Here is a 15,961-nt window from a genome sequence, read left to right as displayed (position 1 = left end):
ACCGTGACGAGCGCCTATTGCACCGTTTTATCAAAAGGAAGATTATATCAGGCAGTTGCCTTATTTAAGTCTTTAGCGCAAGTCGATCAAGACAGCCCCATTTTTACGCTTTGTATGGATGATGACACGCACCGCGTATTGCGGAAATTGAATCTGAAGCAGCTGACACTTGTACCGGTGGCAGCGCTTGAAAATGAAACGCTCCTGAAGCTGAAGGATACACGGGATCAAAGCGAATACTGCTGGACGATGAAGCCGATCTTTCTGCAAGCTGTGCTGAACAGCAATCCCGAGCTGGAACGGGTGACGTATATTGACGGAGATTTATTTTTCTACACCGACCCGTCACCGATATTTGCGAACCAGCCGGACTGCTCGGTGCTGCTTTCCCGGGGCGATATTATCATCCCTTCCTTTGAGAGAGAGCAAATTGATATGCTGCAGCGTCTGTTAGGCAGATATAACTCGGGCTTTATCAGCTTTAAACATGATAAAGCAGGAACGGACTGTCTGGAGTGGTGGAAGGAGCGCTGTCTTGAGGAGTGTAAAAATGCGCCGGGTGAAGGGAAATTCGGGGATCAGGGCTATTTGGATTATATGTCTGAGCTGTTTCCGAATGTGTGTGACATTACAACACCAGGTGTGAACATCGGCCATTGGAATTACGGACAGCATACGTTTTCCTGGAAGGATGGCCGAATTGTGCTGGAAGATGGAAACCCGCTGATCTTCTATCATTTCAGCGGATATCGAATCGTCAGCATCAATGAAATCAAACAGATTCACGAAACAACACGCACAGACCTGCCGTTTGTGCATGAGCTGTACCAGCAGACCCTGCCGCATATCATTCAGCATATCAAAGCGCTTGACCCTGAATTTAACGGTTTTGCTTCAAAAGATGATAACAAATAAATGATTAAATACAGGAAGTGAAAATGAAGTGAAAGCAAGCGTTATTATTCCTGCATATAATTCAAAGGAGCGCCTCTATAACAGCCTTCTGTCTTTAAACCAGCAGGAGTGCGATGAAGAGTTTGAGGTCATCGTAGCAGATAATGGCTCTGAGGACGGGACGCTCTCGATGCTCAAATCGTTTCAAGCGGACTTTCCGCTGATTTTTGTACGGATTAAAGAAAACAGGGGCATTGCATACGGAAGAAATCAGGCGGTCCGCAATGCCAGAGGAGATATTCTGATATTCCATGACAGCGATATGCTTGCTGCCAAGGATCTTGTGGCAAAGCATATCAAAGCGCATGAAAACGAAGAGAATCTTGTCGTGTGCGGTTTATTTTGGAAAAGGATCTACAGCTATTATTATGAGCGCTTTGAAGATGAACATAAGAAGCAGCTCGCAAAATTATATGATGAAATGCCGAAAAAAGACAAACAAAAGCTTCTGGCGGAAGCGGATATCAAAAACGAAAGCTTTCTGGATCAAAGCTTTGACCTTGATACCGATTTTATTGACGTGCTGAAGCGGATACTGGATGAATACGGCGATGACTTAAAGGGCTACCATATGCCGTGGCGTTTTTTTATCACAAACAATTCATCAGTAAAACGAAAGCATGTGGCTGATCTCGGTTTGTTTGACGAAGGCATTGTGCGGTACGGGTTTGAGGATTATGATCTTGGGATCAGGCTCCATCAGGCCGGACTCACGTTCAGGCTGCACCGCGATATTGTCAGCGTTCATCAGGAGCACCCGAGCAATTGTCAGTCAGTAGACGATATCAGAGCAAACATTGCCTATATGTGCGACAAATATAACAACATTCAGTCATTAGACGTTCATCTTGCCTTTAACGGCCCATTCCCTCCGGACATGACCAACAGGATCATGGCTGATATTCATAAGCTGCTGGACTCGAAGAAATACGACATGCTGCTGCATCTGTTTCTTGAGCTGCTCCATGTCGTGAAGGATCGCAATCTGGACCCGGATTGGCAGAAAAAAACACCGCGGGTGACTGCGAAAAGCTTTGATTTGCAAGCCGTTCAAAAGCTTCTGCCAAAAGCGAAGAAGAAGCTTGGCGTGAACGATTTTGCCAATGCACTGTATGCGCTTGTCAATGATTTACTGCACGTGGATCTTAGATAAATGGATGTGGTATGGTGAGTCAATTTCATTTTTCAACAATAGTGTCAAGGACGCACATCTTTAAACTGATGCCTATGATTCATTCCCTCCATGAGCATTGCGATGATTTTCATTTATATGTGCTGTGTGTTGATCAGAAGGCATATGAATTGCTACAGCACGTGCCATGGGAGCATGTCACCTTTGTGCAGCTTCATGAAATGGAAGATCCGGAGCTATTGGAAGCGAAAAGCAATAGAACGTTCCATGAGTATTGCTGGACACTGAAGCCCGCATTTTTGTTCCATGTCATGAGTCAGTGGGATGACGCCGAATATTATGCCCATATGGATACCGATCTGTTTTTCTTTTCTGATCCAGCGCGTATTTTTGCCGAAAATCCGGCGGCTTCACTGTATTTGACTGATCACCGCAACTCGCCGCGGTTCATGTCTTATTATGAGCGGACCGGGCGTTTTAACACGGGCTTTGTCGGCGCCCGGAATACGGAAGAAGCCTATAAAGCGGTGTGGCAGTGGAGACAGGATTGCATTGAATATTGCACGGTGGAAATGAATACGAAAAGAAAGACGTACGGCGATCAAAGGTATGTGGAGAAGTGGCCGGCGCAGTATCAGGGTGTGCATGTTGTCAAATCAACCGGAGCCAATACGGCGCTTTGGAATATAGAAAACTATAAGGTGACTCAAAAGGACGGCCGCGTTTATCTAGATGAAACGCCGCTGATTTTCTATCATTTCTCCGGATTCACATTGGTGACGGAGAACGAATTTAATCTTTGCTGGTATTACCGCATTGAAGACGAAGCGACAATTGAAATGATTTATATGCCGTATATGTTAAACCTGAAAAGGTGGATTGACGAAATACAGACGGCATTTCCGGACTTTGCGGACGGCTTTATCCCGAAGCACGCGGTGCCGGACACTCATTTTATACAGCTTGATTAAAAAACCCCTGCCAGGCGGCAGGGGTTTTTTCAGCTATGCCATTCTCTCAGTTTCTGATCACTCGGCAAAAGAAACGCAAGGATGCCAAGAATCGGGAGAAACGCAATGGCAATCATGGTCGGGGTCAGTCCCGCAGCATCAATGAGAGCGCCAAGCGCCACAGCGCCGATTGCTCCCATACCGAAGGCGAGGCCGACGGTTAAACCGGACATCGTGCCGATCTTTCCGGGGACAAGCTCCTGTGCATACACAACTGTTACGGAAAAGCTCGACATGAGAACCAAGCCGATCAAAGCGAGTACGCCATAGGCCAGAACCGGTCCGGCAAATGGAAGCAGAATCGCCAGCGGCGCTGAGCACAGCAGCGAGCCGAGAATGACAACTCGTTTTCCGAAACGGTCTGCGAGCGGGCCGCCGAGAAAGGTTCCGACAGCGCCAAACAGCAAAAAGACGAAAATATAGCTCTGAGCCTGCTGAATGCTTACGTGATATGTATCCATCGCGTAAAACGTGTAAAAGTTGCCGATCGCACTCGTATACCAAGAACGCGCGAAAATCAAAAAGATAATAATAATAAGAGCGGTTATAACGGACTTGGTGACAGACGAGTTTTGTTCAGCGGCTTTCTTTTGGGTGCCCTGCTTCTGTGCAAGACTGCCGAGCCGAGCGGCGTACCATTTTGCAATATAAAGCAGAAACATAACGGCGAGCGCGGCTACAAGTGTAAACCAGACAGCACCGAATTGTCCGAGCGGAACAAGGATCAGCGCGGTAATCAGGGGCGCCATCGCTTGGCCTGAGTTTCCTCCGACCTGATAAATGGACTGGGCAAGCCCGCGTTTTGTGCCGGCGGCCATATAAGCCACACGGGAGCCTTCCGGATGAAAAATAGCGGAACCTAATCCGATGAAAAACACACAGCACAAGATCGTAATAAATGACGGGGCAAATGCAAGGCCCAATATGCCGAGCATGCTGGCAGTCAGCCCGATCGGCAGGGCGTACGGCCGCGGCCGTTTATCCGTATACCAGCCGACGACAGGCTGCATGACGGATGACACCATGTTTAACGTAAAAGCGATGATGCCAAGCTGTGTGAACGTCAAACTCATGGAGCGTTCCAAAATCGGGAACATGGCCGGAATCACAGCCTGAAGCGAATCGTTGAGCATGTGGCAGATTCCGATGATAAACAAAATCGGATACACGGTGGTGCCGGGTTTTTGAACAGTTTTTTCCTTCAGTGGGGCGGCAATAGCCAAATGATTCTCCTCCTAACATATATCACCAATGCATACCAACATATTATTCATAAGGTGAAGGATTTATCAAGGGAAAAAAGACGCCTTCTGGAAAGACGCAGCGCCCGCCGGCCAAAAAACATTAACAGTTGATGATTGTGTTTTCGATTTTCAGAATATGATATAGCTCTTCAAGCTTACGGATGTGGTACGTTGGCACAACCTCTGTTTCAGTGAGATTCATGTCAGGGCTAAGCCAGCACGTATCAATTCCGGCGAGCTGTCCGCCTTTGATGTCCGCTGTCAGCGAATCGCCGATGATTAAGGTGTGCTCCGCTGAAAAATGGGGAATCCGTTCAAACACATAGTCGAAGTACTCTTTCATCGGCTTTTGAAAACCTGTGTCTTCAGAAACGAAAATGTCCTTGAAGAACGGAAATAATCCTGAATCTCTGAGACGCTTATACTGAGTACTGGAAACGCCGTTTGTCACGATATACAAATCAAAATGCTGTTCCAGTTTTGCGATGAGATCAAAAGCTCCGTCCATAAGCTGGTGCCCTTCTTCAAGAAAACTGCGATATTTCTGGTCTAGCAGCACTCCGTCTGCTTCATAGCCATATTCCTTGAACAAAGCGGAAAAGCGGGTGGTCATCACTTCATCGCGAGTCATGTTTCCGCCTTCAAAGGCTCTCCATAGTCCTTGATTAATTGTTTGATAACGGGATTCCATTTCATCGGTAAGCGGAATGTTTTGATCTTCAAACAGCAGGCGCAGCGCTAATTTTTCTGCCGCTGTAAAATCCAAAATGGTATTATCTACATCAAATAATAAAGTGCGGTATGGTTTCAAGGCTGGTCTTCCTTTCTGTATGTGTACTCAAAGTATAGCACACGCGAAAACGAAAAAAGCCGGCGGATTGGACGTTTGAAATGTCCGCACCGACGGCTTACAATTATTTGTTTAATAAGCTGTGTTTTTTTGCATAAAGGAAATAAACGATCGTTCCGACGGCGATCCAGATGACAAATGAAAGCCATGTGATGCCTGGAAGGCTGTACATAAACCAAAGGCATATTCCAGCGCTGATGATTGGCACAACCGGAACGAACGGCACCCTGAAGGAAGCTTTGATTTCCGGGTGTTTTTTTCTTAACACAATCACAGCGATCGAAATGACTGTAAATGCCGCAAGCGTTCCCATGTTTACAAGGTGCGCAAGTGTGCCGAGATTAATAAATCCTGCGATCCCCGCCGCGACGATTCCTGTCAGCCATGTGTTGCGGAACGGCGTTTTGAATGACGGATGAATCTTTGCGAACAATCCCGGCAAAAGACCGTCTCTGCTCATGGCAAAGGTTAAACGGACCTGGGCATACAGCAATGCGAGCATCACTGTTGTGATTCCGATGATAGCGCCGACAGAAATAATTCCCGCAACCGCATCCTGGCCGACGAATTTAAGCGCAAAGGATACCGGATCACCGACATTTAATTTGGCATAAGGCATCATACCTGTCAAAACAAGAGATACCGTGATGTACAAAATGGTGCAGACGGCCAGAGCTGAAATGATGCCGATCGGCATATTTTTTTGCGGGTGCTTCACTTCTTCTGAAGCGTTGGAAACTGCGTCAAATCCGAGATACGCGAAGAAAACCGTTGCCGCGCTGACAATGACGCCTTTCATTCCAAACGGCATAAAAGGAGTCCAGTTATCCGGTTTGACATAACCGAAGCCGACAATAATGAACAATAAAATAATTCCGATTTTCATCAGCACGATCACGTTGTTGAAGCGTGTACTTTCTTTGACACCTCTGCTGACAATTGCAGTGATGATGAGAATAATGACCGCAGCCGGAAGGTTAAACACGGCGCCCGGCGAGCTTCCCGGAGCTCCTGTCAGCGCAGCCGGAATATGAAAGTTAAAGCCGGCGAGCAGCGATTGAAAGTATGAAGACCAGCCCGTGGCAACCGCCGACAGCGCAATGACATATTCAAGCATGAGATCCCATCCGATTAAAAAGGCGAGCAGCTCTCCAAGTGTGATATAGGAGTATGAGTACACGCTTCCTGAAATCGGAATCGAAGACGAAAACTCAGCATAACAGAAGGCGGCAAGCGCACAGGCGAGACCCGCTAAAATGAACGATAAGATCAGGGCAGGACCGGCACCGGTCGCGGCCACAGTTCCTGTAATAACGAAAATCCCAGTGCCGATGACACACCCGATACCGAGAAGTGTTAAATCAAATGCGCTTAAAGTACGGGCGAGGCTTTTTGACTGGCTCTGCGCATTTAATGTTTCAAGCGGTTTTTTTCTAAATAATGAACTCATAAAAAGTTCCTCCTGGAAAATTCAAAATATTCTAATCATTATATACATTTCTCGTTGTATTATATTGTCGAAATTTGACGGCGTCAATCATATATTTTTCTGCTTTAAACGATAGAAGCTAAAAAGCGTTGGCGTATCATAATATAGTAATTTTTACAAACAGGATATTGAATTTTGCTGATGGTGAACCGATAGAAATGATAGATTGGCCATATTTTGATTTGCTGTTAAAAAGGAGATGCTGACTATGTTTCAATATGAAGAATTAAACAAACAATTTATTGGCGGAAAATGGCAGGAGGGCAGCAGCCCAAATGTATTGGAAAACAAAAATCCTTATACTCAAAAAACAATCACATCCTTTCAAAAAGCGACTGCTGATGATGTAGATGAAGCGTACCGGGCAGCGGCTTTGGCAAAGAAAAAATGGGATGCGGTCAACCCATTCGAGAAAAGAGCAATCTTAGAAAAAGCCGTAACGTATATCGAAGAGAATGAAGAAGCCATCATTTATTTGATTATGGAAGAGCTGGGCGGCACAAGGCTGAAAGCAGCTTTTGAAATCGGACTCGTGAAAAATATCATGAAAGAAGCGGCGACGTTCCCTGTCCGCATGGAAGGGAAAATTCTTCCTTCTACAATAGACGGCAAGGAAAACAGATTATATCGCGTGCCGGCAGGTGTTGTCGGTGTCATCAGTCCTTTTAACTTCCCATTCTTTTTATCTATGAAATCAGTAGCGCCGGCACTCGGAGCAGGCAATGGCGTCGTTTTGAAGCCGCACGAAGAAACACCGATTTGCGGCGGTACGCTGATTGCGAAGATTTTTGAAAGCGCGGGCGTTCCGGAAGGACTGCTGAATGTTGTTGTCACTGACATTGCAGAAATCGGTGACAGCTTTGTCGAACATCCGGTGCCGCGGATCATCTCATTTACAGGATCTACGAAAGTGGGGAGCTACATCGGCCAGCTCGCGATGAAGCACTTTAAAAAGCCGCTTCTTGAGCTTGGCGGAAACAGCGCCTTTATCGTGCTTGAAGATGCGGATATCGAATATGCAGTCAATGCGGCAGTGTTCAGCAGATTTACCCATCAAGGCCAGATTTGTATGTCAGCCAATCGTGTACTGGTTCACTCATCAATTTATGATCAATTCCTTGAGCTGTATCAGGCAAAAGTGGAATCGCTGAAAGTTGGCGACCCGATGGACCCTGATACGATTATCGGGCCTTTAATCAACAGCAGGCAGACTGACGGGTTAATGAAATCTGTTGAGAAAGCAATTGAAGAAGGGGCTGTTCCAGTGAAGCTTGGCGGATTTAACGGGACGATCGTGGAGCCGACCATCTTAAAAGACGTGAAACCGTTTATGAGCATTGCCAAGGAAGAGCTGTTCGGGCCAGTCGTCTCCTTCATGAAGTTTGATTCAGAAGACGAAGCGGTGGATATCGCGAACGATACCCCATTTGGCTTAAGCGGAGCCGTGCATACCTCAAATCTTGAACGCGGCGTGGCTTTTGCGAAACGCATTGAAACGGGCATGATCCATGTTAATGACACGACGATTAATGATGAACCGAATGTGGCCTTCGGCGGTGAAAAGCAATCTGGCCTCGGCCGATTAAATGGCGAATGGAGTCTTGAAGAATTTACGACGCTGAAATGGATTTCGGTTCAGCATGAAAAACGCAGCTTCCCTTACTAATAAAAGGAGTGATTGGAATTGAGCATAAGAACGGAAAATGAAACAGCAGATCTTCTAGACGCATTTGTGAAAGTAGCCCCTTATTTAAACAGCCTGGTTCAGGATGATATTACAATCGGCATTTATGATACGGAGAAATTGCTGGTCAATATTCCGGCAAAAACCTTTTCCCTTAACGTAAAAGCCGGAGATCCGCTGCAGGAAGGGGATATCATCACAGACGCGATCCGCAGCAATCAGAAAAAAACGAGCATGGTGCCGAAGGAATTGTTCGGCTTTCCATTAATCGCACGCGCCATTCCGCTTCATGACCAGAACGGAAGAGTGATTGGGGGAGTGGGCCTCGGCACGAGTCTTGAGGAGTCCTCTAAGCTTCATGATGTAGCGGAAAGCTTATCGGCAGTTGTTGAACAAACGGCTGCGGCCATTTCCGATATTTCTGAATCAATTAACGGTTTCTCATCGCAAATGTCGGGCATTTCCTCACAAGCGAAAAAGGTAAGCGAAAGCGCGGGAGAAATCGCCGATATTTCAGTAACCGTGAAAGGCATTTCTGACCAGAGCAATCTGCTCGGTTTAAATGCTGCGATTGAAGCCGCACGGGCAGGGGAGTCCGGAAAAGGATTTTCTGTCGTAGCGGATGAAATCAGAAAGCTTGCGACGCATTCGAAAGAAAATGTGGGACAGATCGATCAGATCACGAAAAAAATCCACAGCCTGTTAAAAGGACTAGAAGAATCGATTGAATCGATTAATCAGCATACTGACGGACAAGCTGCTGCTGTTGAACAGATTTCCGCCACGATGCAGGAGATCTCAGGCAGTGCGCAGCATCTCGCTAAAATGGCAGAAAAAGCGCTTGAAGAAGAGTAAGAGACTGGGGACAGAGTCCCCGGTCTTTTTTTCTGTCCGGTATTTCCATGAAATTTGTCTGCTCTTTTACTAGTTTTATTCCAGCGGCTGATTTAAAATGTACACATGAACTTACGTGAGGATTGATAGGAACCATGAGCATACTAAAAGCGGAGAACCTTTACAAAACATACGGAGATAAGACGTTATTTGACCATATCTCCTTTCATATTGAAGAGAATGAGAGAATCGGATTAATCGGGCCAAACGGCACCGGAAAATCAACGCTGCTGAAAGTGATTGCCGGTTTGGAGTCTGTTGAAGAAGGCGACATCGCCAAATCCGGCAGCGTGCATGTTGAATTTCTTCATCAGGACCCGCAGCTGCCTGCTGGACAAACTGTACTGGAGCATATTTATTCCGGTGAATCGGCTGTCATGAGAACGCTCCGTGAATATGAAATGGCGCTCTATGAACTGGGAGAAGACCCGGAAGATGAAAAACGCCAGAAACACCTGCTGGCTGCGCAGGCGAAAATGGATGCAAACAATGCGTGGGATGCGAATACCTTGGCGAAAACGGTGTTATCGAAGCTGGGAGTAACTGACGTGACAAAGCCTGTCAACGAGCTCTCAGGCGGACAGAAAAAACGGGTGGCGATTGCGAAAAACTTAATCCAGCCCGCAGACCTCCTGATCTTAGACGAGCCGACGAACCATTTGGATAATGAAACCATTGAATGGCTTGAAGGGTACTTGGCGCAATATCCAGGCGCCGTCATGCTGGTGACGCATGACAGGTACTTCTTAAACCGCGTGACAAACCGCATTTATGAGCTTGAACGAGGCAGTCTCTATACCTACAAAGGCAACTATGAAGTCTTTTTGGAAAAGCGCGCGGAACGGGAAGCGCAGGCCGAGCAAAAAGAAACGAAGCGGCAAAATCTGCTGCGCCGTGAACTGGCCTGGCTCAGACGCGGAGCGAAAGCACGCTCCACAAAACAAAAGGCGAGAATCGGCAGGGTAGAGTCGCTTAAGGAGCAGAAAGGCCCTCAGTCAGCCGGCTCGCTCGACTTTGCGATCGGCTCCCATCGTCTTGGAAAGCAAGTAATCGAAGCGGAGAACGTGATGATCGCTTATGGAGGAAACGTGCTTGTCGATCGATTCAATGAACTGGTTATACCAGGTGAACGAATCGGGATCATCGGGCCGAACGGCATTGGGAAAACAACACTGTTAAACAGCCTTGCCGGACGAATCACTCCTGACGGCGGGCATATTACGATCGGCCAAACAGTAAGAATCGGCTACTATACCCAGGATCACAGTGAAATGAACGGTGAGCTGAAGGTGATTGAATACATTAAAGAAACAGCGGAAGTCGTGAAAACAAAGGACGGCGATATCGTCACCGCTGAACAAATGCTTGAGCGCTTCCTCTTCCCGCGCTCCATGCAGCAAACCTATATCCGCAAGCTGTCCGGTGGAGAAAAACGGCGCTTATATTTGCTTCAGGTTCTGATGCAGGAGCCGAATGTGCTGTTTCTCGATGAGCCGACGAACGACTTGGATACAGAAACGTTAAGCGTGCTTGAGGATTATATTGATCAGTTCCCTGGCGTTGTCATCACCGTATCCCATGACCGCTACTTCCTTGACCGCGTCGTAGACCGTTTGATTGTATTTGAAGGAAATGGCGTGATTTCACGGTTCCAAGGCTCCTACAGCGACTATATGGAGCAGGCCAAAGCAAAAAAAACGGCTGAGAAACCCGCAGCTGAAATTAAACCGGCTGAAGCGGAACCGAAGAAAAAACGGAAAAAGCTTTCTTACAAAGATCAGCTTGAATGGGACGGCATTGAAGATAAAATTGCCGAGCTTGAAGAAAAGCATGAACAGCTCGAAGCGGATATCGCCGCGGCGGGCAGTGATTTCGGGAAAATTCAAGACCTGATGGCCGAGCAGGCAAAAACAGCGGAAGAGCTTGAGACAGCCATGGATCGCTGGACGGAATTGTCCCTCATGATAGAAGAGCTGGAAAGCTAAAAAAGTGCGGCCGCAGCAGGCCGCACTTTTTTTCACATAATGTACAAAAACGAAACGGCCAGCTTATGATAGGATGGAATTGTGTGTCAGCGGCACACGGAAAACTAACGGAGATGATGAAGTATGACATGGGCTATCGTGATGTTAATCCTCATGAGTCTGGTGAAAATCGTATTAACCTGCCTGCCAACAGGCGTCATAGAATGGCTGCTCAGCAAATTCGAGGTTCACGCCAAGCTGAACGACGAAGATGCTGTTCTCTCTCTAGATGGAAAACGGCTCGAGGGTGATGAGAAAAGGCACATGATCGATCAATTTAACGAAGCTGTCTTCCTGGAGAAATATTATATTTACCCAGGCGACGAAGAGCGTTATTTATACCCTGAAAACGGCGGAACACCGCTCGTGATAGATACGAAAAAAGGCAAAAAAGATGTAAAGCTGTTTGTGTACAGCTACGATGACCATATCGATGTCGTGAAACAGTACAAGAAGAAGGTTATCGCGTATCGACTGCTTTCTGAAAGCATGCAAAAGCAGTCTTTGTCAGTGACAGGGAGCCTAGCTTAAAATAGGATAATGAAAGACGGGTGCTTTATGTACTCGTCTTTTTTATTATATTTCAAAACTTAACGTTTACGTTAAGTTTTGAAAGGTGTATAATAATAACAGAACAGGCGAAGGGGGATTTACCATGGAATGGATGAAGATTGATCAAGTTGCCAAAAGAAGCGGGCTGACAAAGCGGACCATTCGGTTTTATGAAGAAATCGGCTTGATTCCAGCACCGAAACGGACGGAAGGCGGCGTTAGACTTTATTCAGAGGATGATATGGAAGAGCTTGAGAAAGTGATCAGCACAAAGGAAGTGCTTGGCTTTTCCCTTCAGGAGCTTCAGCATTTCATGGAAACCAGCCGCCAGCTTGAGTTAAACAAAGAGGGGTATTTGTTGTCACTGGATCCAAAGGAACGGAAAGAGAAGCTGGAGGAAATTCAGGAAACGCTGAATCACCAGCTGGATTTGATTGATGAAAAAATCCGCACATTCCAAAGCTTTAAGGAACGTCTGCACGGGATGAAAGACAAAGCGGAGCATGCCATTCAATCAATCGAATAAAACGTTTGGTAAACGCTATTTTTGTAGCGTTTCTTTTAATGGAATAAAGATGGAGGTCAGATCAAATGGACAATACAAAACAAGTGAATCAGAAGACAGGTTTGCTGAATCAGCCGAAAGCTGTATGGGCTGTCGCGTTTGCCTGTGTGATTTCCTTTATGGGAATCGGGCTGGTCGATCCTATTCTTCCGGCGATTGCCACACAATTACATGCTTCACCTAGTGAAGTATCACTCTTATTTACAAGTTATTTGCTCGTTACCGGATTTATGATGTTTTTCTCAGGAGCCATTTCCAGCAGGATCGGCGCAAAATGGACGTTAATTCTCGGACTTATTTTTATTATTATCTTTGCAGCGCTTGGCGGAAGTTCAAGCTCAATTGCTCAGCTTGTCGGCTATCGCGGCGGCTGGGGACTAGGTAATGCGTTATTTATTTCAACAGCGCTTGCGGTCATTGTCGGCGTGTCTGTCGGCGGCAGCGCTCAAGCGATTATTTTGTATGAGGCGGCGCTCGGACTCGGGATTTCCGTCGGACCGCTTGCAGGCGGAGAGCTTGGAAGCATTTCATGGCGTGCGCCGTTCTTCGGGGTATCTGTCCTGATGTTTATTGCGTTAATCGCCATTTCCTTGATGCTGCCGACATTGCCTAAACCGGCGAAGCGCGTTGGGGTATTTGACGCCATGAAGGCACTCAAATATAAAGGCCTTTTGACAATGGCGGTATCGGCTTTCTTATACAACTTTGGATTTTTTATTTTGCTCGCTTATTCTCCGTTCGTTCTGGATTTAGATGAACACGGCCTTGGATATGTTTTCTTTGGCTGGGGACTTCTGCTGGCGATTACGTCAGTCTTTACGGCGCCGCTCGTGCACAAAGCGCTGGGTACAGTGCGTTCCTTGGTTGTTCTCTTTATCGCCTTTGCGGTCATTCTGATCATCATGGGCATCTGGACAGAGCATCAGGCGTTGATTATTACATGTATCGTTGTGGCCGGTGCTGTCCTTGGTATGGTCAACACGATCATGACAACAGCTGTCATGGGCTCTGCACCGGTTGAACGTTCAATCGCTTCTTCAGCCTACAGCTCAGTCCGCTTCATCGGCGGCGCGATCGCTCCGTGGATTGCGGGAATGCTGTCAGAACACTTCACAGCAAGCGCGCCGTATACAGTTGGCGGAATTGTTGTTCTCGTCGGTATGCTTGTGCTTCTGCTGGGTCGTAAACATCTTGCCGGAATTAAGGCAGGACATTAATAAGGAAAGACACTGCTAAGGTGCAGTGTCTTTTTTTATTTGCTTAATCTTTCCCTCATAATGGTATGATCGTATTTCCCGTCAGATAGCCATTTATCATTTTTTTAACCCCTTCTATTATGAAGTGAAATGGCATGCAAGGATATGTTTTTAGTCTCGATTGAATCGGCTCACCATTTGCAATCGGTTATAATCTAATCATAATGGAATCGACGCGAGAAAGGACATCCAGATGACACAATTTTACTATTTAGCTGCTAAAACGCCTTTAGAAACCGGTTTTTTCAGTCAGCCCTCCGGCTACTCCCGGAAAGGGCATCCGCTCCGGTCAGGTATTGACGCGGCGGGCATTTATCTTGAGGAAGCCGAGAATGTGTCTGTGCATTTACGGTTGCCTTATCAAATAATAGTTCATGCTGAAGAGGGATCATTTGCCATGCATAAGGCAAAGCCTGACGCATATGACCTGAAGTGTTTACAGACGCTCTATCAATACATACACAGCATCATGAAAAACAGCTTTTCTGTCGAGTGGTTCACCGCATGGGCTGATGAGGAAGACCTTGAACTGTCTGCCAAAAAAGAGCTGATACTTGATGAATTCATATCGCCATTGCAGCTCATTTTAAAAGACAGAGAGCTTTTGAGAATCGTTCAGAAAAAATGGCAGTAAAAAACCCGCCCTTCACCAGGCGGGTTTTTTCGTAACATTAAAGCACTTTTGTCGTCCAAGACTCGCAGTTCCATGTTTCTGTCGCGATGTCCATATAGAAATCAGGCTCGTGAGAAATAAGAAGAATGGAGCCTTTGTATTCTTTGAGGGCGCGCTTGAGCTCTTCCTTGGCGTCGACATCCAAGTGGTTTGTCGGCTCATCGAGCACCAGCAGGTTGGTTTCCGAATTGATCAGCTTGCATAATCTGACCTTCGCTTTTTCGCCACCGCTTAATACGGAGACGCGGCTTTCGATATGTTTTGTCGTCAGTCCGCATTTTGCCAGAGCGGCGCGGATTTCATACTGTGTATACGAAGGGAATTCGCTCCAAACTTCTTCAATACACGTATTGTTGTTTGTTTCCTTGACCTCTTGCTCGAAATAGCCGGTAAAGAGGTGCTCGCCTCGTTCAACAGAGCCTTCGAGCGGCTGGATTTCGCCAAGCAGGCTTTTCAGCAATGTCGTTTTCCCGATCCCGTTGGCGCCGTAAAGGGCGATTTTTTGGCCGCGCTCCATACGGAGGTTCAGCGGACGTGAGAGCGGGGAATCGTAACCGATCACGAGATCCTTCGTTTCGAAAACCAGCTTTCCTGATGTTCTGGCCGGCTTGAAGTGAAATTCGGGCTTCGGTTTTTCCGCCGCCAGCTCGATCATATCCATCTTGTCGAGTTTCTTTTGGCGGGACATCGCCATGTTTCGCGTGCTGACCCGGGCTTTGTTGCGGGCAACGAAATCCTTCAGCTCCGCGACTTCCTGCTGCTGTTTTTTGTAGGCCGCTTCAAGCTGCTGTTTCTTCACCTCGTAGACTTCCATAAACTGATGGTAGTCGCCGACATAGCGTGTCAGCTCTTGATTTTCTACATGATAAATCAGGTTGATGACACTGTTTAAGAACGGAATGTCATGGGAAATCAAGATGAATGCATTCTCGTACTCCTGCAGGTAGCGTTTCAGCCATTCGATATGCTGCTCATCAAGGTAGTTGGTCGGCTCATCGAGAAGCAGGATTTCCGGTTTTTCCAGAAGCAGCTTGGCGAGAAGCACTTTGGTGCGCTGCCCCCCGCTCAGATCAGTAACGTCACGGTCAAGTCCGATATCACTCAAGCCGAGTCCGCGTGCAATTTCTTCCACTTTAGAATCAATCACATAAAAATCATTGTTCGTCAGCGCGTCTTGAATAACACCGACGTCTTCAAGAAGCTTTTCAAGCTCGTCAGGATCTGCTTCGCCCATTTTGTTATAAATCTCATTCATTTCTTCTTCCATTGTAAATAAATAATGGAATGCGTCTTTCAGCACATCACGGATGGATTTTCCTTTTTCAAGCACAGTATGCTGATCCAGATAGCCGACACGGACGTTTTTTGACCATTCGACTTTTCCTTCATCAGGCTCAAGCTTTCCGGTAATAATATTCATGAAGGTTGATTTTCCTTCACCGTTCGCGCCGATCAGACCGACGTGCTCGCCTTTTAAAAGACGGAAAGATACATTATTAAAAATGGCCCGGTCACCGAAGCCGTGGCTTAAGTCCTTTACAGATAAAATACTCATGTTTACACCTCTATCGTTTATCGAACACGCTGTATGGCGTGTATTTCTCACCTTTTGATTATAAAGGAGGAAGACGATT

13 protein-coding genes and 1 pseudogene are annotated in these 15,961 nt (G+C 46.7%); 10 read left to right on the top strand and 4 right to left on the bottom strand.

Annotation, left to right across the window (positions count from 1 at the left end; genetic code table 11):
- Positions 1-3 precede the first annotated feature (3 nt).
- From DIC78_RS06130 to DIC78_RS06120, 3 genes are read left to right on the top strand one after another with little or no spacing between them, the layout of a single operon-like run.
- Complete coding sequence (locus tag DIC78_RS06130) at positions 4-915, top strand: putative nucleotide-diphospho-sugar transferase (protein ID WP_106021461.1); 912 nt, start codon at positions 4-6, stop codon at positions 913-915.
- Positions 916-943: 28 nt separating this feature from the next.
- On the top strand, positions 944-2,107 hold the full coding sequence (locus tag DIC78_RS06125; protein ID WP_024120529.1) for a glycosyltransferase family 2 protein: 1,164 nt from the start codon (positions 944-946) through the stop codon (positions 2,105-2,107).
- A 14-nt stretch (positions 2,108-2,121) separates the two neighbouring features.
- On the top strand, positions 2,122-3,057 hold the full coding sequence (locus tag DIC78_RS06120; protein WP_106021460.1) for a glycosyltransferase family protein: 936 nt from the start codon (positions 2,122-2,124) through the stop codon (positions 3,055-3,057).
- Positions 3,058-3,086: 29 nt separating this feature from the next.
- Here the strand turns inward: DIC78_RS06120 and DIC78_RS06115 are convergent, their stop codons facing one another.
- From DIC78_RS06115 to DIC78_RS06105, 3 genes are all read right to left on the bottom strand, one after another.
- A complete protein-coding gene (locus DIC78_RS06115) occupies positions 3,087-4,319 on the bottom strand; it encodes an MFS transporter (protein WP_127695724.1) in 1,233 nt (410 codons plus the stop codon).
- Positions 4,320-4,440: 121 nt separating this feature from the next.
- Entirely contained in the window at positions 4,441-5,151 is a 711-nt protein-coding gene (locus DIC78_RS06110) for a YjjG family noncanonical pyrimidine nucleotidase (protein ID WP_106022430.1), read from the bottom strand.
- Between the two features lie 103 nt (positions 5,152-5,254).
- The gene (locus tag DIC78_RS06105) at positions 5,255-6,640 is read right to left on the bottom strand and encodes a branched-chain amino acid transporter BcaP (RefSeq protein ID WP_106022429.1); all 1,386 of its coding nucleotides are present in this window, start codon (positions 6,638-6,640) and stop codon (positions 5,255-5,257) included.
- A gap of 247 nt (positions 6,641-6,887) precedes the next feature.
- Between DIC78_RS06105 and yfmT the strand changes: the two genes are divergently transcribed.
- The 7 genes and pseudogenes from yfmT (at position 6,888) to DIC78_RS06065 (ending at position 14,205) form a co-directional block, all read left to right on the top strand.
- Positions 6,888-8,345, top strand: a complete 1,458-nt coding sequence (gene yfmT / locus DIC78_RS06100; RefSeq protein ID WP_024120534.1) for a benzaldehyde dehydrogenase — start codon at positions 6,888-6,890, stop codon at positions 8,343-8,345.
- Positions 8,346-8,597: 252 nt separating this feature from the next.
- The gene (locus DIC78_RS06095; RefSeq protein ID WP_369810965.1) at positions 8,598-9,218 is read left to right on the top strand and encodes a methyl-accepting chemotaxis protein; all 621 of its coding nucleotides are present in this window, start codon (positions 8,598-8,600) and stop codon (positions 9,216-9,218) included.
- Between the two features lie 134 nt (positions 9,219-9,352).
- Positions 9,353-11,242: an ABC-F family ATP-binding cassette domain-containing protein gene (locus DIC78_RS06090; RefSeq protein WP_127695722.1), complete on the top strand. Its 1,890-nt coding sequence runs from the start codon at positions 9,353-9,355 to the stop codon at positions 11,240-11,242.
- A gap of 123 nt (positions 11,243-11,365) precedes the next feature.
- Positions 11,366-11,812, top strand: coding sequence for a YfmQ family protein (locus tag DIC78_RS06085; RefSeq protein ID WP_127695720.1), 447 nt, complete (start codon positions 11,366-11,368; stop codon positions 11,810-11,812).
- Between the two features lie 124 nt (positions 11,813-11,936).
- Positions 11,937-12,359 (top strand): MerR family transcriptional regulator, encoded by a 423-nt coding sequence (locus DIC78_RS06080; RefSeq protein WP_024120538.1) that lies wholly within the window; start codon positions 11,937-11,939, stop codon positions 12,357-12,359.
- Between the two features lie 65 nt (positions 12,360-12,424).
- On the top strand, positions 12,425-13,615 hold the full coding sequence (locus tag DIC78_RS06075) for an MFS transporter (RefSeq protein WP_127695718.1): 1,191 nt from the start codon (positions 12,425-12,427) through the stop codon (positions 13,613-13,615).
- A 436-nt stretch (positions 13,616-14,051) separates the two neighbouring features.
- A pseudogene (locus DIC78_RS06065) lies at positions 14,052-14,205 on the top strand (hypothetical protein).
- Positions 14,206-14,325: 120 nt separating this feature from the next.
- On the opposite strand, the gene DIC78_RS06060 reads toward DIC78_RS06065, so the two are convergent.
- Positions 14,326-15,882 carry an ABC-F family ATP-binding cassette domain-containing protein gene (locus DIC78_RS06060; RefSeq protein WP_127695716.1) on the bottom strand — a complete coding sequence of 519 codons (1,557 nt, stop codon included), beginning with the start codon at positions 15,880-15,882 and terminating at the stop codon, positions 14,326-14,328.
- Positions 15,883-15,961 lie beyond the last annotated feature (79 nt).

Source organism: Bacillus halotolerans, from assembly GCF_004006435.1.
Classification (GTDB): domain Bacteria; phylum Bacillota; class Bacilli; order Bacillales; family Bacillaceae; genus Bacillus; species Bacillus halotolerans.
This window is presented reverse-complemented; position numbering and strand designations above follow the sequence as displayed.